The following is a 17852-nucleotide window of genomic DNA, read 5'->3' as shown; positions in this document are numbered from 1 at the left end:
GTCCCAACACGCCGTCTCGTGCCTACACCAGACGGCGTGTTGGGACCCCTCGATGCGTCAGAGAGATGCGTCAGACAGAACGGAAGCGGAACCGGCGGCCGCGTCCGATATGCTGATGAGCGTTCGCGCACACGCGCGGACGACAAGCGAGTGCAACTGAATATCGGGCCACCGAAGTCGATGCGGGAGAGCCGGACTGCGCGAATGCGCACCACCGGCACCGAAGGAGCAATCCTCCCCGACAATCTCTCAGGTACGCGTACCGCATCGAACTGGCCACTCTGAAAAGTAGAGAGACGACTCCATCGTCCTCTCGCCCAAGGTGAAAGCCGCGTCAGCGCGGTGAAACTCTCAGGCCGGATGACAGAGGGGGAGTTCTCACGCAGCCGCGAGGCCGCGCCCAACTCCCGGCGACGGCCGGCGAAAACGGAGAACTCATGACCTCGAACGACTCGGAACGCCTGTCGCCGCTGCACGACGCCCACCAGGCTGCCGGCGCATCCTTCACCGACTTCGCCGGCTGGCAGATGCCCGTGCGCTACTCCAGCGACCTCGCGGAGCACCACGCCGTTCGCACGGCCGCCGGCCTGTTCGACCTCTCGCACATGGCGGAGATCCTGGTGATCGGCCCCGAGGCCGGCCAGGCCCTCGACTACGCGCTCGCGGGCAAGCTCTCGGCGATCGCGAACGACCAGGCCAAGTACAGCCTGCTGCTGTCCCGCTCCGGCGGCATCATCGACGACCTCGTGGTCTACCGCACGGGCGACGACCGCTACATGGTGGTCGCCAACGCGGCCAACCGCGACCAGGTCGTCGAGGAACTGCGCGACCGCACCGCCCCGTTCGACACCGAGGTGTTCGACGAGAGCGACGACATCGCGCTCATCGCGGTGCAGGGGCCGGCCAGCCTCTCCATCCTGATCGCCACCGCCGGGTTCGCCGTCGAGGGCGGCCACAACGACGGCGACGATTTCGGCGACCGCGTGGGCGCGCTCAAGTACTACTGGTCGCTTCCCGCGCTCTTCGAGACGCATCCGGTGCTGATCGCTCGCACCGGGTACACCGGCGAAGACGGCTTCGAGCTGTACACCGCGCCCGACAACGCGAAGCAGCTGTGGGATGCCCTGCTCGAGGCGGGCGCGGAGCAAGGCCTCGTGCCGGCCGGCCTCGCCAGTCGCGACACGCTGCGGCTCGAGGCGGGGATGCCGCTTTACGGACACGAGCTCACCACCGAGACGTACCCCGCCCAGGCGGGCCTCGGCCGTGTGGTCAACCTCGGCAAAGACACCGATTTCGTCGGCCGCAACGCCAGCGAGCTCGGACCGGACGCCTCCGCCCCCGTGCTCGTCGGTTTGATGGGTCACGGCAAGCGGGCGGCGCGCGCAGGCTACCCCGTGTACGCCTCCGACGGGGTGACGGGCGCCGACGAGGCCGTCGGTGTCGTCACCTCGGGCGCGCTGTCGCCGACGGTCGGCGTGCCGATCGCGATGGCGTATGTCTCGCCGCGCTTCGCCCGCACCGGAACCGAATTGCACGTCGACATCCGCGGCAACCGCCTCGGGTTCACTGTCACCGCCCTTCCCTTCTACAGCAGAAAGAAGCACTGACATGGCCGCACCCCAAGACCTCCAGTACACCGCCGAGCACGAGTGGGTTCTCGTCGAGGGTGACGTCGCCACCGTCGGCATCACCGCTTACGCGGCCGAGAAGCTCGGCGACGTCGTGTTCGTCGAGCTGCCGGCCGAGGGCAGTGCGCTCGCCGAGGGCAAGGTCGTCGGCGAGATCGAATCGACGAAGTCGGTCGGCGAGCTGTTCGCCCCCATCGACGGCACCGTCGCCGAGATCAATTCGGCGGTCGTCGACTCGCCTGAGCTCGTCAACAGTGACCCGTTCGGCGAAGGCTGGCTGCTCAAGGTCTCCTTCACCCAGCTCCCCACCCTGCTCAGCTACGACGAATACTCCGCCCTGACCGGCGAGTGAGGCCCTTTCTTCTCTGATGACTGAACTCTTCCAGACGCGTCACATCGGCACCGACGGCGACGCGCAGCGCACCATGCTGGCCGCCATCGGCTATGACAGCGTCGACGACCTCGTGACGGCGGCCGTTCCCGACTCGATCCGCATCGGCGCGTTCGCCGAGCCGAGCGAATCCGCGCTGCCCGCTCCGGCCAGCGAGCGCGAGGCGCTCCGCGAGCTTCGCGGCCTCGCGGCGCGCAACACCGTGAACCGGTCGATGATCGGTCTCGGCTACTACGGCACGATCACCCCGTCGGTGATCAAGCGCAACGTGCTCGAGAACCCGAGCTGGTACACGGCGTACACCCCGTACCAGCCGGAGATCTCGCAGGGCCGGCTGGAAGCACTCATCAACTTCCAGACGATGGTCGCCGAGCTCACCGGGCTCGACACGGCCAACGCCTCGATGCTCGATGAGGGCACGGCCGTCGTCGAGGGGATGCTGCTCGCGCGTCGCGCGTCCAAGGTCAAGACGCCGAAGTTCATCGTCGACAGCGACGCTTTCCCGCAGACCCTCGGTCTGCTGCGCAACCGGGCAGACGCGGTCGGCATCGAGATCGTCGAGCTCGGCCTCGCCACGACCGCCCCCGATGCCCCGGAGCTCGCGGACGCGTTCGGGCTGTTCGTGCAGTATCCGGGCGCCTCGGGCCGGGTCTGGAACCCGGGTGCGCTCATCGCATCCGTCAAAGAGCGGGGTGCGGTGGTCGTTGCCGCCGCCGACCTGCTGGCGCTCACCCTCATCACCTCGCCCGGCGAGCTCGGTGCCGACGTCGCCGTCGGCACGACCCAGCGGTTCGGCGTCCCGATGGGCTTCGGCGGCCCGCACGCGGGCTACATGGCGGTGCGCAAGGGCCTCGAGCGGCAGCTCCCCGGTCGCCTCGTCGGTGTGTCGCAGGATGCCATCGGCAAGCCCGCCTACCGTCTCACGCTGCAGACGCGCGAGCAGCACATCCGCCGAGAGAAGGCGACCTCGAACATCTGCACCGCGCAGGTGCTGCTCGCCGTGATGGCCGGCATGTACGCGGTCTACCACGGCCCGCACGGTCTGAAGACGATCGGTCAGACCGTCCACTCCTCTGCTGCGCTCGCCGCGCGCGTTCTGCGGGAGCACGGCATCGACGTCGTCTCCGACTCGTTCTTCGACACCATCCAGGTGCGCGTCGACGATGCCGCCGGCGTGGTGGCCGACGCTCACGACCGCGGGATCCTCCTGCACGCCGCCGACGACACGACGGTCTCGCTGAGCTTCGACGAGGAGACGGCGGCAGACCTCGCCGGCGGTTCCTCCCTCTTCGCCGATCTCCTCGCCGTGTTCGGCGCGGCCGAGTCGTCGACGGACTTCGCCTTCGTGGGCGGACTGCGCTCGTTCGACGCGACGCTCGCCCGCGAGAGCGCGTACCTCACGCATCCCGTGTTCAACACGCATCATTCCGAGACCGCCATGATGCGCTACCTCAAGTACCTCGCCGACAAGGACTATGCGCTCGACCGCGGCATGATCCCGCTCGGCTCGTGCACGATGAAGCTCAACGCCGCCAGCGAGATGGAGGCGGTGACCTGGCCCGAGTTCGCCGGCCTGCATCCGTTCGCCCCGATCGACGACGTCCGCGGCTCGCTCGAGCTCATCGACCAGCTCGAGACCTGGCTCGCCGATGTCACCGGGTACGACTCCGTGTCGTTGCAGCCGAACGCCGGCAGTCAGGGCGAGTTGGCAGGACTCCTCGCCATCCGCGGCTACCACCGCTCGCGCGGGGACCTCGCACGCACCGTCTGCCTGATCCCGCAGAGCGCGCACGGCACCAACGCGGCCTCGGCCGTGCTCGCCGGCATGTCCGTCGTCGTCGTTGCCTGCGACGAACTGGGCAACGTCGACCTCGACGACCTGCGCGCGAAGATCGCCGAGCACGCCGACACGCTCGCCGCCCTCATGATCACCTACCCCTCGACGCACGGCGTCTACGAGCACGAGGTCGTGGCGATCACGCAGGCCGTCCACGACGCCGGCGGCCAGGTCTACGTCGACGGCGCCAACCTCAACGCGCTGCTCGGCTACGCGCGGTTCGGCGACTTCGGCGGCGACGTGAGCCACCTGAACCTGCACAAGACCTTCTGCATCCCGCACGGCGGCGGCGGCCCGGGCGTCGGGCCGGTCGCGGCCAAGGCGCACCTCGCGCCGTTCCTTCCCGGGCACCCGCTCGCACAGCGCGCGGACCACTACCTCGCGGGCGGGGGCGCAGCCGGGTCGGCCGCCGCCGGGCGCGTCGACCACGCCGGCGGACCGGTCTCGGCCGCCGCCTACGGCAGCCCCAGCATCCTCCCGATCAGCTGGGCCTACGTGCGCATGATGGGCGCGCAGGGTCTGACGGATGCCACGGGTGCGGCCGTGCTCGCCGCGAACTACGTCGCCGTCAAATTGCGAGACCACTTCCCGGTGCTCTACGCGGGCGACAACGGACTCGTGGCGCACGAGTGCATCCTCGACGTCCGTCCGCTCACCGAGCAGACCGGCGTGACCGTCGACGACGTGGCCAAGCGCCTCATCGACTACGGATTCCACGCCCCGACGATGAGCTTCCCGGTGGCAGGCACCCTGATGGTGGAGCCGACCGAGAGCGAAGACCTCGGCGAGCTCGACCGGTTCGTCACGGCGATGGTCTCGATCAAAGCCGAGGCCGACGCGGTCGCGGCCGGCGACTGGCCGGGTGACGACAACCCGCTCCGCAACGCGCCGCACACGGCCGAGACGGTGATCGTGGGGGAGTGGGCACATCCCTACAGTCGCGAGCAGGCGGTCTATCCGGTGCCGAGCCTCGTACGCAACAAGTACTGGCCACCCGTTCGGCGCATCGACCAGGCCTGGGGCGACCGCAACCTGTTCTGCGCGTGCCCGCCTCCGGAGGCGTTCGCCTGATCTGCCGATCAGACTCGGAGGGGGCCGGGCGTTCTCAGCCGAAGACGCCCGGCCACCACGCTACGGCCAGCGGGTAGCCGACGAACGAAACGATGTCGATGACGACATGCGCGACGACCAGGGGCATCACGCGCCCCCAGCGCGTGTAGCACCAGCCGAACACCACGCCCATGATGGCGTTGCCCACGAACGGCCCGTAGCCCTGGTAGAGGTGGTAGCTGCCGCGGAGCAGCGCCGCCGAGACGATGATCGTCCACTTGTTCCAGCCGAGCTGGCGCAGCCGGGTGAACAGGTACCCGACGATGATCACCTCTTCCTGCAGGCCGGCGCGCAGTGCGGCGAAGATGAGGATGGGGATCGTCCACCAGTGGGTGTCGAGCGGTGAGGCCTGCACCTGCACCGTGACGCCGGCCATCCGGCCGAGCACGTAGAGCAGGATGCCCGGCACGCCGATCACCAGGAACAGCACGAGGCCGCCCGCCAGGTCGCGGCCCGGCTGGGACAGGTCGAAGCCGATGCGGCGGAACCCGGTGCGCCCGCGCTGCCAGAGCAGGAACACCACCAGGGCCACCGCGAAGAGCGGGAACAGGTTGCCGAGGAACTGATAGGTGAAGTCGAGCCACTCCCGCGGGCTCTGAGACGGGTTCACCTGGGTCGACTGATCGGCCAGCGGTGTCGTGTCCGTCACCCGCGAGATGATCGAGACGATCGAGTAGATGGCGGATGCGCCGAGCGACAGCCCGAGCACGATCGCGATCTCCCACCACAGGCGGGCGCGGGACGAGTGGTCGACGGGAACCTCGGCGGACCAGGGGGTTTCACTGCTCATACGTGCATCCTGCCAGTACGGTTCTCGCGGCGGAATCCGCCTCAGAGGCACCGCGATCCCTGTCGAAGTGCTCGTTTTTTTGCGCGGAGCGGTGAAAATGCGCCGCTTTTCTGGCGATGGTGCAAGTTTCCGTCAACTGAGTTACCACTGTGTAACGTTTTCGAGCCCGGTTTTGCATTCGCCCTGTGCGCTACTTACAGTCATTCTTATCCCGCGCGGTCCAGGCACGCTCGCACGCCTGCGCCCTCGCACACTTCGCACAGGAGGAACATTGCACATCAAGGGAAGAAAGGCCAGGTACGCAGTCAGCGCCATCGCTCTCGCGGGCGTCACTGCACTGGCACTGTCGGCCTGCACCACATCCGGGAGCTCGTCGACGTCGTCGGCGGCCAAGGGTGGAACGGTGACCGTCGCCGTCGTCAACGACCTGACGTCGCTGAACTCGCAGACCCCGCAGGGCAACCTGGACACCAACGGCCAGGTCGGCTACCTGAACGGTTCGTATGGCACTGGTTTCCAGTACATCGACAACAACTTCAAGATCGTCCACGACGACAAGTTCGGCAAGTTCGAGAAGACGTCGGACGACCCGCTGACGGTCAAGTACACGCTGAACAAGGACGACAAGTGGTCCGACGGCGAGCCCATCACGGCTGATGACATGATCCTCGCCTGGGCGATGAACTCGGGATACTACGACTCCGCCACCCTCGACGACGAAGGCAAGGTGACGAAGGGTACCCAGTACTTCACGATCGCCGGCTCGACCGCCGGTGTCGACGCGACCGCGTTCCCGACCGTCGGTGACGACAACACCTCCATCACTCTCAAGTACTCCACGCCTTACGTGGACTGGGAGCTCGTCAACCCGATCGCGCAGCCCGCGCACATCGTGGCCAAGAAGGCGGGCCTCTCCTCGGCCGCCGACCTGACCAAGCTGCTCAAGGGCCTGCCCAAGGGTGACAAGGACAACCCCGTTGCTCCGGATGCGACCCTCAAGAAGGCCGCCGACTTCGTGAACACCGGCTACGACATCACGGCGTTCCCGACCGACAAGGACCTCCTGGTCTCGTCCGGTCCGTTCGTCGTCTCGGCGTGGACCCCCGGTCAGTCGGTGACGATGACGAAGAACAAGTACTACGCCGGTGGACTCAAGCCGAACGTGGACAAGATCGTCTTCCGCATCATCCCGGACGCGAACGCTCAGGTCACCGCTCTTCAGAACGGTGAGGTCGACATCATCAACCCGCAGGCGTCCGCCGACACGCTGACCGCCCTCAAGGCGACCAGCGCGAAGGTCCTCGCCGGCGACCAGGTCTCGTACGACCACCTCGACCTGAACTTCGGCTCGACCGTGTTCCAGGACGCGAAGGTCCGTGAGGCGTTCCTGAAGACGATCCCGCGTCAGCAGATCCTCGACTCGATCGTGACCCCGGTGAACCCGAAGGCCAAGGTCCTGAACTCGCAGATCTGGCTCCCCAGCCAGGACGACTACGCGGCTTCGGTCAAGCAGAACGGCTCCGAGAAGTACGACAAGGTCGACATCGAGGGCGCCAAGGCGCTCCTGGGTGGAGCGACCCCGACCGTGCGGATCCTCTACAACACGAACAACCCGAACCGCGTCGACGAGTTCCAGGCCATCCAGGCCTCGGCCGCCAAGGCCGGCATCAAGGTCGAGGACTCCGGTTCGCCCGACTGGAGCACGCTGCTCCCCGGTGGCAACTACGACGCCTCGCTGTTCGGCTGGATCAGCCCGGGTGCAGGCACCACGCAGATCCCGCAGCTGTTCTCGTCGGCCGGTGGCGGTAACTACAACCGCTACACCGCGACGAACGACATCGCCATCAAGACGCAGACCACCCTCGACAAGGATGAGCTCGTCAAGCTGGAGCAGCAGATCGACAAGCAGACCTTCACCGACGGTTACGGTCTGCCGCTGTTCCAGCTGCCCGGTGTCTTCGGCGTCAACGCTCGCGTCGACGGTGTGAAGTACATGGGCAACCAGAACGGACCCTTCTGGAACTTCTGGGAGTGGTCGGTCAAGTCCAGCAAGAAGTAGGTCAACCACAGTGATGGGTGCCCGGGCGAACCCCGGGCACCCATTCTGCGGCGGGGCGCCGGCCAGGCCGGCGCCCCGTATCATGTAACGGTGAACGAGACCCGTTCACCCATCCCGAAACGCGCCAACGGTGGATCACGCCAGGCCGTCTCCCTGTACGGGCGCGTTGAATCAGTGAGGTTCCCCACCTATGGCGAGTTTCATCCTGAGACGTCTTCTGGTCTCAGTGCTCATCATCATCGCCGCGTCGTTCCTGATGTACATGCTGGTCGCGTACAGCGTCGACCCGCTTGCAGATCTGCGCAGCAGCAACTCCCCGAACAAAGCCCAGTTGATCGCGGCACGCATCGACCTGCTGCAACTGGATGTGCCGCCGCCGCTCCGTTGGCTGTTCTGGCTGGGCGGTGCCGCCAAGTGCCTCATCCCGTTCGCCAACGCGTGTGACCTCGGTTCCACGATCTCGAACGCACAGGTCGTCGACATCCTGCCGCAGGCGCTCGCCTCGACCGTGCAGCTCGTCACCCTGGCACTCATCCTCGCGGTTCTGCTCGGTGTCACGATCGGTATCGTCACCGCGCTCCGCCAGTACAGCGGACTCGACAACGTCGTCACCTTCCTCAGCTTCTTCCTGTACTCGCTTCCCGCGTTCCTCGTCGCCGTGCTCCTCAAGGAGTTCGTCGCGATCGGCTTCAACAACTTCCTCGCGCATCCGGTGATCCAATGGTGGGTCGCCGTCGTGATCGGGGTCGTCGCAGGCCTGATCTGGCAGTCGCTGATCGGCGGCAACATGAGGCGGCGCCTCACCACGTTCGTGATCTCCGGCGTCGCCACAGCTCTGGTGCTGATGCTCATGTCGGCCACCGACTGGTTCTTGAACCCGGGTCTCGGCCCGGTGGTGATGATCCTGCTCACCGCGGCGGTCGTCATCGGCGCGACGGCACTGATCTCGGGCCTGCAGAACCGCAAGGCCCTCATCACGGCCTCGATCAACGGCGCGATCGTGATCGTCGCCTACTTCGCCCTGCAGCCGCTGCTCGACATCTCGTCGGTCGCGACGGTCATCATCCTCGCTGTCGTCGCCATCATCGTGAGCCTGGCGATCGGCTACTTCGTGGGGGGATACGACCGCGGTCAGAACATGCGGGTGGGCGTCATCGTCACGATCGTGTCGGGAGCGTTCCTGCTGCTCGACCGCTTCATGCAGGCCTGGCCCCAGTACTTCGATGACACGAACGGCCGCCCCATCGCGACCGTCGGCTCCTCGACCCCTGGCCTGGAAGGCGACATCTGGGTCACGGGCCTCGACACCTTCACCCACCTGGCGCTGCCGACCATCGCCCTGCTGCTCATCTCGTTCGCGTCGTACACGCGCTACTCGCGGGCCGGGATGCTGGAGGTCCTCAACCAGGACTTCATCCGCACCGCCCGCGCCAAGGGGCTCCCGGAGCGCACGGTCATCGTGCGTCACGCCTTCCGCAACATGCTCATCCCGATCACGACGCTCGTCGCCTTCGACGTCGGCGCCCTGCTCGGTGGTGCGATCATCACCGAGAAGGTCTTCGCCATCCCGGGGATGGGTTCGCTGTTCAACGCGGGCCTCTCGCGAGGTGACCTCAACCCGGTCATGGCGTACTTCGTGATCATCGCGGCCATGGCGATCCTGTTCAACTTCCTCGCCGACCTCGCGTACGCCGCGCTCGACCCGAGAGTGAGGGTCCGCTGATGTCGACCTCTGAAATGATCCCCGACGAACTCCAGGCCCCGACGGCTCCGCCGGTCAGCCAGGGGAAGCTCATCTGGCGACGGTTCCTGTCGAACAAGCTCGCCGTCATCAGCGCCATCGTCTTCATCCTGATCGTCGCCTTCTCGATCTCCGCGATCGGCCTCGGCCCGATCCCCGGCTGGTGGAAGTACGACTTCAAGGAGCTGAACGACCAGGTCGCCCGCGGCGCCCCCTCCTGGGAGCACCCGTTCGGCCAGGACCGCATCGGCAAGGACTACTTCGCCCTGACGATGCGCGGCATCCAGAACTCGGTGCTCGTGATGATCGTCATCGGTGTGATCGCGAGTGTGCTCGGTGTCGTGGTCGGAGCCGTCGCAGGCTACTTCCGCGGTATCGTCGACGCGATCCTCATGCGCGTCACCGACGTGTTCATCGTGATCCCAGCGCTCGTCATCGGCTCGGTCGTCGGTCACTTCGCCGGCGGGCTCGGTGCCCCGGTGCTTGCGGTCATGCTCGGGCTCTTCTCCTGGATGGGCATCGCCCGTCTGGTGCGCGGCGAGTTCCTTTCGCTGCGCGAACGGGAGTTCGTCGAGGCCGCGCGTGTGGCCGGCGCGTCCGATTCGCGCATCATCTTCAAGCACATCCTGCCGAACGCCATCGGCGTCGTCATCGTGGCCTCGACGCTGATCATGGCCTCGGCCATCCTGCTCGAGACGGCGCTGTCGTTCCTCGGCTACGGCATCCGGCCGCCGGACGTGTCGCTCGGTCTGCTGATCAGCTCGAACCAGTCGGCCTTCCAGACCCGGCCGTGGCTGTTCTGGTGGCCCGGTGCGTTCATCGTCGCCCTGGCACTGCTCGTCAACTTCGTCGGTGACGGTCTGCGCGACGCCTTCGACCCGCGCCACCGCAGGTTCAACCTGCGCAAGATGCGCGAGGAGGAGCCGGAGCCCGGAGAGGGCGACGCGGGCTCGACGAAGACCGGCGTGGCCACCGCGGAGGACGTGCTGTGACCTTCACCGCGAACGGTTCGCTGGTCGCCTCAGGCGAGCAGCAGACCCGCGACGGTTCCCGCGGCCAGCAGAAGCATGCCGGCTGCGGATGCCCAGTGCCAGTGAACCGTGACAGGCGTCTGGTCGGCGATGCCCGCATCCAGCTGCCCGCTGTCGCGCAGGTCGCTCCAGCGGCGCCGCACCACTTCGGCAGCCTGGCCGGATTCGGTGGACAGCAGGTCGCCCGGCCGGCGCACGCTGTCGGCCACGCTCGGCTTGCCGACGCGACCTTTGGTCTCGGTGCGGGTGGCGCGAAGGGTTCGCGCGGTTCCCGGAGCGGGCGCGGACCACACCGCGTACTTGTGACCGGGCGTGTAGAGCGTCAGGGCGTACTTGGTGTCGACGTGGATGAGCGCGGCCCATGGGACGCGCACCGTGCGCAGCACGTTGCGAACCGTCACGCCCTGCGGCTCGACGATCAGGAGCGGCTGCCACAGCGCGTTCCAGGCGACGAGCGCGAAGAAGGCGCACGGCACCAGGTAGAGCAGTCGCGAATCGCGGACGCTCACCACGAGGCTCACCGCGATGGCGGCAGCAGCCAGCCAGATCAGAACGGCAACGACCCGGTTGAACCGGGAGACGAACACCTCGCGTTCGTCGGCGGAGGTGTATGGCATGGGTCCATGCTGACAGCACTTCAGCCGGCACGCCAACGCGACCGAGGCCGCTGGGCGATCCCCGGCGCTCGCGAAAGGAACTCCAACTCATGACCGACACCACCACCGGTCAGGCGGACGTCATCACCGACGCCCCCGTGCTCCAGGTCTCCGACCTGTCCGTCGATTTCGGCGTTGACGGCGTCTGGGTCCCCGCGGCCAAGAAGCTCAACTATTCGATCAAGGCCGGCGAGGTGCTGGCGATCGTCGGCGAGTCCGGTTCGGGCAAGAGCGCGAGCTCGATGGCGATCCTCGACCTCCTGCCCAGGAACTCCCGCGTGCGCGGTTCCATCAAGCTGGAGGGGCGCGAGCTCACCGGCCTCACGCAGCCGCAGATGCGGCGGGTGCGCGGCGCCCAGGTCGCAGTGATCTTCCAGGAGCCGATGACGGCGCTGAACCCGGTCTACACGGTCGGCTTCCAGATCGTCGAGACGCTGCGCGTGCACTACGGCATGTCGCCGCACGAGGCCAAGGAGCGCGCGCTCGAACTGCTCGGCATGGTCGAGCTTCCCGACCCGGTCAAGGCGTACAACTCCTACCCGCACCAGCTCTCCGGTGGTCAGCGGCAGCGCGCCATGATCGCGCAGTCGATCTCGTGCGACCCGAAGCTGCTCATCGCCGATGAGCCGACCACGGCCCTCGACGTGACCGTTCAGGCCGAGATCCTCGAACTGCTCCGCAGCCTGCGCGACCGGCTCGACAGCGCCATCCTGCTCATCACCCACGACATGGGTGTGGTCGCCGACCTCGCCGACAACATCGTCGTGATGCGCAAGGGCGACATCGTCGAAGGCGGCACGGTCAAAGAGGTGTTCGCCAACCCGCAGCACCCTTACACGATCGCGCTGCTGGATGCGGTTCCCCACCTCGGACAGCGGGGCGACGAGGAGATCGACACCACCGCGGCCCTCGCGTTCGGCGCCGAGAACACGGACCCCGAGTTCGCCGAGCGCATCGCGGTGAACGAGCGCATCGCGAAGGCCGAGCACGAGGCGGCCATCGCCGACCCGCGCACCGTGGTCGTCGATTTCCAGGATGTGGCGATCGAGTACCCGAAGCATGGTCGCGTCCCCGCGTTCCGCGCGGCGAGCAACATCGACCTGCAGATCCACGAGGGCGAGGTCGTCGGACTCGTCGGCGAGTCGGGTTCGGGCAAGACCACGCTCGGCCGCGCCGCGATCGGACTCCTGCCCATCCACTCGGGCAAGCTCGTCGTCGCCGGCCAGGACATCACTCACGCGAGCCGGGATGAGATCCGCAAGCTGCACCGCAACGTCGGCATCGTCTTCCAGGACCCGTCGTCGTCGCTGAACCCGCGCCTGCAGATCTCGGACAGCATCGGCGAGCCCCTGCTTCTCGCGAAGGGCATCAAGGGCGCCGCTCTCGCCAAGGAGGTCGACCGTCTCCTCGACTCGGTCGAGCTGCCTCGGGCGTACCGCAGCCGTTTCCCGCACGAGCTCTCGGGCGGACAGAAGCAGCGCGTCGGCATCGCCCGCGCACTGTCGCTGAAGCCCCAGGTGCTCATCGCGGACGAGCCCACCAGCGCGCTGGACGTCTCCGTTCAGGCCCGCGTGCTCGAACTGATGCAGGGTCTCCAGAAGGAGATGAACTTCGCCTGCCTGTTCATCACCCACGACCTCGCGGTCATCGACGTGCTCGCCGACCGCATCGCCGTGATGCACCACGGCAACCTGGTCGAGGTCGGCACGCGCAACGAAATCCTCCGCTACCCGAAGGAGGCGTACACGCAGCGCCTCCTGGCCGCCGTTCCGCTGCCCGACCCGGATGCGCAGCGCGCCCGCCGCGCGATGCGCCTCGAACTGCTCGCCGCCGGTTCCGACGACGCGGTCGCGCCGCCCGTCGAGTTGCCGCACGACCCCGAGCCGCCCGTCGCCCAAGGCATCTGACCGGCGCCTCCGCCGCGAGAGTGCGCACATGTCGCCCATTCACCGTGAATGGGCGACATTTCGCATCTCTCGCGGGGATCGTGCGTGGAGAGTGGGGAGCACCGTCTGGGGTAGCGGCGAATCCTTGATAGAATGGACTGTTTCCCACCCCATCTTCTGACGAGAGTCGAGTCTTCAAGCATGTCCGAGAACGCCGTCGCCCACCGCGACGATCTGCGAAACGTCGCGATCGTCGCCCACGTCGACCACGGCAAGACCACGCTGGTCGACGCCATGCTCCGGCAGACAAACTCCTTCACGGCGCACGAACACGTCGAAGAGCGCGCGATGGACTCGAACGAGCTCGAGCGCGAGAAGGGCATCACGATCCTCGCCAAGAACACGGCGATCTCGTACAACGGCAAGCACGCCGACAAGGGCCCCATCACCATCAACGTGATCGACACCCCGGGCCACGCCGACTTCGGTGGCGAAGTCGAGCGCGGCCTGTCCATGGTCGACGGCGTCGTTCTGCTGGTCGACGCGAGCGAAGGCCCGCTGCCGCAGACCCGTTTCGTGCTGCGCAAGGCACTCGAGGCGAACCTGCCCGTCATCCTCGCGGTCAACAAGACCGACCGCCCCGACGCCCGCATCGAGGAGGTCGTGAGCGAGAGCCAGGACCTGCTGCTCGGTCTCGCGAGCGACATGGCCGACGACGTTCCCGACCTCGACCTCGACAAGATCCTCGACGTTCCCGTCGTCTACGCCTCCGGCCGCAACGGTGCCGCGAGCCACAACCGGCCCGACAACGGCGCGCTGCCCGACAACGACGACCTCGAGCCGCTGTTCGAGGCCATCCTCGAGCACATCCCCGCGCCGTCGTACGACCCCGAGGCTCCGCTGCAGGCGCACGTCACCAACCTCGACGCGTCGCCGTTCCTCGGCCGTCTCGCGCTGCTGCGCATCTTCAACGGCACGCTCAAGAAGGGGCAGACCGTCGCCTGGGTGCGCCACGACGGCGACGTGCACAACGTGCGCGTGACCGAGCTCATGATCACCAAGGCCCTCGACCGCTACCCGGCCGAGAGCGCCGGCCCCGGCGACATCGTCGCCGTCGCCGGTTTCGCCGACATCATGATCGGCGACACCCTGGCCGACCCCGACGATGTGCGCGCCCTGCCGGCGATCCACGTCGACGAGCCCGCCATCTCGATGACCATCGGCACCAACACGTCGCCGCTCGTCGGCAAGGTGAAGGGTCACAAGCTGACCGCGCGCATGGTCAAGGACCGCCTCGACCGCGAACTGGTCGGCAACGTCTCGCTGCGCGTGCTCGACATCGGCCGCCCCGACGCGTGGGAGGTGCAGGGCCGCGGTGAGCTGGCGCTGGCCATCCTCGTCGAGCAGATGCGCCGCGAAGGCTACGAGCTGACCGTCGGCAAGCCGCAGGTCGTCACCAAGCGTGTCGACGGCAAGCTGCAGGAGCCGATGGAGCACCTCACCATCGACGCGCCGGAAGAGTACCTCGGCGCCATCACCCAGCTGCTGGCAGCCCGCAAGGGCCGCATGGAGAACATGTCGAACCACGGCACCGGCTGGGTGCGCATGGAGTTCATCGTTCCGTCGCGTGGCCTGATCGGCTTCCGCACCGAGTTCCTCACCACCACGCGTGGCACGGGAATCGCGAACGCCATCTCGCACGGCTACGACGACTGGGCCGGCCAGATCATCACCCGCAGCAACGGCTCCATCGTGGCCGACCGCTCCGGCGTGGTGACGCCGTTCGCGATCATCGCCCTGCAGGAGCGCATGACGTTCTTCGTGAACCCGACCGAAGAGGTCTACGAGGGCATGGTCATCGGCGAGAACTCGCGCGCCGACGACATGGACGTGAACATCACCAAGGAGAAGAAGCTGACCAACATGCGTCAGTCGACGGCCGACAACTTCGAGTCGATGACTCCGTCGCGTCAGCTGACCCTGGAGGAGAGCCTCGAGTTCGCCCGCGAAGACGAGTGCGTCGAGGTCACCCCCGAGGTCGTCCGCATCCGCAAGGTCGAGCTCGACTCGAACGCCCGCGCCCGCGCCACCTCGCGTCTGAAGAAGCAGGACCAGAACGCGTAACGCATCCGCATCGTGACAGGGCACCCTCGCCGAGAGGGTGCCCTTTTTCGTTGTGGCGGCCGCCGATCGCCGGCCCCCGGCGTCAGGCGAAGAGACCGGACCCGACGAACGAGCCCTCGCGCGCTCCCGGGGGCACGGCGAAGATGGCCGAGCCGACGTGCTTCACGTACTCGTTCATGGCGTCATTGCGGGCGAGCTGCTGCTGGATGGGGATGAACTGCTCGCGAGGATCGCTCTGGAACGCGATGAAGAACAGCCCGGCGTTCAAGCGTCCGAGCTCGTCGTTGCCGTCGACGAAGTTGTAGCCACGGCGCAGCAGCCGAGCACCGCCATTGACCGTGGGATGCGCCAGGCGCACATGCGAGTCGGTGTCGATCTTCGTGCCGCCGCTCGGGGCCAACGCGAGAAAGTTCGGCTCGGTGAACTCGGTGAACTCGGTGCCGCCGGAGAGCGGGGCCCCCTCGCCCTTGTCCCGGCCGATGATGCGTTCCTGCTCACCGAGCTGCTGGCGGTCCCAGGTCTCGATCACCATGCGGATCTTGCGGGCGACGAGGTACGAGCCCCCGGCCATCCAGGATGCGTCGCCCGAGCCGCGCGCCCAGACCTGCTCGTCGACGAGCGCGGAGTCTTCGGCCTTGATGTTCGCCGTGCCGTCTTTGAAGCCGAACAGATTGCGTGGCGTCGTCTGGCCTCGGGTCGTGGAGGAGGTGCGGCCGAACCCGAGCTGCGACCAGCGGATGGAGGCGCGCCCGAAGGCGATCCGGGAGAGGTTGCGGATGGCGTGCACGGCCACCTGCGGGTCGTCGCTGCACGCCTGAACGCACAGATCGCCGCCGACGTACGCGTCGAGCAGCGCGTCTCCCGGAAAGTGCGGGAGGTCGACGAGCGCCTCGGGGCGGCGCGCGGCGAGACCGAAGCGGTCGCGCCCATCCGTCGCCTCGAACAGCGTGGGCCCGAACCCGAACGTGAGCGTCAGGCCACCGGGAGGCAGGTCGAGCGCCTCGCCCGTGTCGTCCGGGGGAGCGTCCGACGGGCCGCTGGCCGGGCCGTACTTTCCGGCCGGCTTGCCCTGGGTCATACGCGCGGCGGCGACCGTCCAGTCACGGAGCAGCTCGATCAGGCCGCCCCGGTCGAGGTCGCTCGCCACGTCGAAAGCCGCGAAATGCAGTCTGTCTTGCGCGGCCGTCGTGATGCCCGACTGGTGGTCGCCGTAGAAGGGGTACGTGCCGGTCGACTCCGTGGAGGCGCCGAGCAGCGTGCGGTCCACAGCGATTCCGGCGCCCAGGCCGACGATTCCCGCGCCGCCGATCGCTCCGGCGAGCCCGAGGAGTCCGCGACGGGACAGCCCGGGCGCCGGTGCTGCCCCCGACTCGTTCGAGGGCGGGCTCTGCGGTGTTTCCGTGGTCACCCCGCGACCCTATTTGACGATGGTGGACGTGAGCTGGCTGAGCGGCTCGCTGAGCGCGTTGACCTCGTCGGACAACTCTTTCACCTGGGCGGTGGAGAGCTCGGTGTAGCCGACGAACCCGTCGCCTGACCGGTACTTGTCGAGCAGCTTCTGGATGGCGGCGAACTCCGTGTCGAGCTTCGCGACGATCTGCTTGCCGTTGGTGCCCTTGGCGGCGGCGATGTCGCGCACGATGCCGTACGCCACCTTCGCGCCCTCGACGTTCGCCTGGAAGTCGGAGAGGTCGGTGTGCGAGAACGTCTCCTCTTCGCCGGTGATCTTGCTGCTGGAGACCTCCTCCATCAGGCCGATGGCGCCGTTCGAGATCTGGTCGATGGTCAGCGTGAAGTCTTTCGCGTTGACGAGATCGGAGAGTCTCTGCGTGTCCGCGACGAGCTGGTCGCCCAGCACCTTGCGCTCGGCGGTGTCAGACGGCGTGAACCCGGCCGGCGGCCAGAGGTCCTTCTCGATGCGGTGCCAGCCCGTCCAGGCCGCTCCCGCTTCGAGGTCCGCCTCGCGGAGGTCGATCGCCGGATCGATGTCGCCGAACTGCTCAGCAGTGGGCTCGATGCGCTCGTAGTACGCGCGTGCCGGTGCGTACTGGGCACGGGCCGTCGCGTCGTCGCCGGCCTCGTAGGCTGCGGCGAAGGTCTTGGTCGCGGTCAGCAACTGGCTTGTCTGCTCCTTGACGTAGGAGATGTAGTTCGTGACGGCCTGCGCGACCTGCTTGGTCTCGCTGCCGCCGGCGGAGACGCTCTTGCCCTTCGACACGGTGAACGCGGCGAGGTGGGCGGGGGAGCCGACCATGCCCTTGCGGCAGGCGGTGAAGTAGGAGCCCTCCGACAGCTGCACGACGTAGTTGACCGTCGTGCCCGGCCCGATGTTCTCCTTCTCGCCCGCGATGCGCAGCTTGTCGTCGGCGAGGATCTCGAACTCGTTCACGTCGGAGCCCTTGTTCGTCACCTGGAACGTGATGGCGCCGCTGGGGGCCGTATCCGTCGACACCGTGCACTTGTCGTCGGTGAGCGTGACGCTGAGGGCCTCCGCGTCGGCGGAGGCCTGGTTGGGCACGCATCCGCTGAGGGCGATGGTGACCGTCGCGGCGCCGGCGAGGACTCCGAGGAGGGAGCCGAGGGTGCGGGTTCGAGGCAT

Annotated in this window: 12 protein-coding genes and 2 riboswitches; of the genes, 8 read left to right on the top strand and 4 right to left on the bottom strand. The window is 67.4% G+C overall.

Going from position 1 to position 17852, the window contains the following annotated elements; all coding sequences use genetic code 11:
• Positions 1-173 precede the first annotated feature (173 nt).
• Positions 174-275, top strand: a riboswitch (glycine riboswitch).
• A 1-nt stretch (position 276) separates the two neighbouring features.
• Positions 277-374: riboswitch (glycine riboswitch) on the top strand.
• A 63-nt stretch (positions 375-437) separates the two neighbouring features.
• Genes gcvT through gcvP form a run of 3 tightly spaced genes read left to right on the top strand, consistent with a single transcriptional unit; the run spans position 438 to position 4927 of the window.
• Positions 438-1607: a glycine cleavage system aminomethyltransferase GcvT gene (gene gcvT, locus ACFVWR_RS11335; protein WP_387211500.1), complete on the top strand. Its 1170-nt coding sequence runs from the start codon at positions 438-440 to the stop codon at positions 1605-1607.
• A gap of 1 nt (position 1608) precedes the next feature.
• Positions 1609-1980 (top strand): glycine cleavage system protein GcvH, encoded by a 372-nt coding sequence (gene gcvH / locus ACFVWR_RS11330; RefSeq protein WP_387211497.1) that lies wholly within the window; start codon positions 1609-1611, stop codon positions 1978-1980.
• A 16-nt stretch (positions 1981-1996) separates the two neighbouring features.
• The gene (gene gcvP / locus ACFVWR_RS11325) at positions 1997-4927 is read left to right on the top strand and encodes an aminomethyl-transferring glycine dehydrogenase (RefSeq protein ID WP_387211494.1); all 2931 of its coding nucleotides are present in this window, start codon (positions 1997-1999) and stop codon (positions 4925-4927) included.
• Positions 4928-4961: 34 nt separating this feature from the next.
• Here gcvP and ACFVWR_RS11320 read toward each other — a convergent pair whose 3' ends face one another.
• Complete coding sequence (locus tag ACFVWR_RS11320) at positions 4962-5756, bottom strand: CPBP family intramembrane glutamic endopeptidase (RefSeq protein WP_387211491.1); 795 nt, start codon at positions 5754-5756, stop codon at positions 4962-4964.
• 271 nt (positions 5757-6027) lie between these two features.
• Here ACFVWR_RS11320 and ACFVWR_RS11315 point away from each other — a divergent pair, with 271 nt between their 5' ends.
• From ACFVWR_RS11315 to ACFVWR_RS11305, 3 genes are all read left to right on the top strand, one after another.
• Positions 6028-7815: an ABC transporter family substrate-binding protein gene (locus tag ACFVWR_RS11315; protein ID WP_387211488.1), complete on the top strand. Its 1788-nt coding sequence runs from the start codon at positions 6028-6030 to the stop codon at positions 7813-7815.
• A gap of 190 nt (positions 7816-8005) precedes the next feature.
• On the top strand, positions 8006-9538 hold the full coding sequence (locus tag ACFVWR_RS11310) for an ABC transporter permease (RefSeq protein WP_387211485.1): 1533 nt from the start codon (positions 8006-8008) through the stop codon (positions 9536-9538).
• Complete coding sequence (locus ACFVWR_RS11305) at positions 9538-10548, top strand: ABC transporter permease (RefSeq protein ID WP_387211482.1); 1011 nt, start codon at positions 9538-9540, stop codon at positions 10546-10548. Before ACFVWR_RS11310 ends, ACFVWR_RS11305 begins: the two co-directional genes overlap by 1 nt.
• Before the next feature lie 29 nt (positions 10549-10577).
• On the opposite strand, the gene ACFVWR_RS11300 is transcribed toward ACFVWR_RS11305, so the two are convergent.
• Positions 10578-11204 carry a PH domain-containing protein gene (locus ACFVWR_RS11300; protein WP_387211479.1) on the bottom strand — a complete coding sequence of 209 codons (627 nt, stop codon included), beginning with the start codon at positions 11202-11204 and terminating at the stop codon, positions 10578-10580.
• Between the two features lie 89 nt (positions 11205-11293).
• Here ACFVWR_RS11300 and ACFVWR_RS11295 point away from each other — a divergent pair, with 89 nt between their 5' ends.
• Together ACFVWR_RS11295 and typA are read left to right on the top strand one after the other, a co-directional pair.
• Positions 11294-13150, top strand: coding sequence for a dipeptide ABC transporter ATP-binding protein (locus ACFVWR_RS11295; protein WP_387211476.1), 1857 nt, complete (start codon positions 11294-11296; stop codon positions 13148-13150).
• 180 nt (positions 13151-13330) lie between these two features.
• Positions 13331-15253 carry a translational GTPase TypA gene (gene typA, locus ACFVWR_RS11290; RefSeq protein ID WP_387211473.1) on the top strand — a complete coding sequence of 641 codons (1923 nt, stop codon included), beginning with the start codon at positions 13331-13333 and terminating at the stop codon, positions 15251-15253.
• Between the two features lie 82 nt (positions 15254-15335).
• On the opposite strand, the gene efeB is transcribed toward typA, so the two are convergent.
• Both efeB and efeO read right to left on the bottom strand, forming a co-directional pair.
• On the bottom strand, positions 15336-16661 hold the full coding sequence (efeB, locus tag ACFVWR_RS11285; RefSeq protein ID WP_387211470.1) for an iron uptake transporter deferrochelatase/peroxidase subunit: 1326 nt from the start codon (positions 16659-16661) through the stop codon (positions 15336-15338).
• A 9-nt stretch (positions 16662-16670) separates the two neighbouring features.
• Positions 16671-17852: an iron uptake system protein EfeO gene (efeO, locus tag ACFVWR_RS11280; RefSeq protein WP_387211467.1), complete on the bottom strand. Its 1182-nt coding sequence runs from the start codon at positions 17850-17852 to the stop codon at positions 16671-16673.

It is taken from the genome of Leifsonia sp. NPDC058292 (genome assembly GCF_042880955.1).
GTDB lineage: Bacteria > Actinomycetota > Actinomycetes > Actinomycetales > Microbacteriaceae > Leifsonia.
This window is presented reverse-complemented; position numbering and strand designations above follow the sequence as displayed.

Excerpts from the sequence above, each read along its gene's own strand:
- gcvT (WP_387211500.1), top strand. The coding sequence starts at position 438 with ATGACCTCGAACGACTCGGAACGCCTGTCGCCGCTGCACGACGCCCAC.
- gcvH (WP_387211497.1), top strand. The coding sequence starts at position 1,609 with ATGGCCGCACCCCAAGACCTCCAGTACACCGCCGAGCACGAGTGGGTT.
- gcvP (WP_387211494.1), top strand. The coding sequence starts at position 1,997 with ATGACTGAACTCTTCCAGACGCGTCACATCGGCACCGACGGCGACGCG.
- ACFVWR_RS11320 (WP_387211491.1), bottom strand. The coding sequence starts at position 5,756 with ATGAGCAGTGAAACCCCCTGGTCCGCCGAGGTTCCCGTCGACCACTCG.
- ACFVWR_RS11310 (WP_387211485.1), top strand. The coding sequence starts at position 8,006 with ATGGCGAGTTTCATCCTGAGACGTCTTCTGGTCTCAGTGCTCATCATC.
- ACFVWR_RS11305 (WP_387211482.1), top strand. The coding sequence starts at position 9,538 with ATGTCGACCTCTGAAATGATCCCCGACGAACTCCAGGCCCCGACGGCT.
- ACFVWR_RS11300 (WP_387211479.1), bottom strand. The coding sequence starts at position 11,204 with ATGCCATACACCTCCGCCGACGAACGCGAGGTGTTCGTCTCCCGGTTC.
- ACFVWR_RS11295 (WP_387211476.1), top strand. The coding sequence starts at position 11,294 with ATGACCGACACCACCACCGGTCAGGCGGACGTCATCACCGACGCCCCC.
- typA (WP_387211473.1), top strand. The coding sequence starts at position 13,331 with ATGTCCGAGAACGCCGTCGCCCACCGCGACGATCTGCGAAACGTCGCG.
- efeO (WP_387211467.1), bottom strand. The coding sequence starts at position 17,852 with ATGCCTCGAACCCGCACCCTCGGCTCCCTCCTCGGAGTCCTCGCCGGC.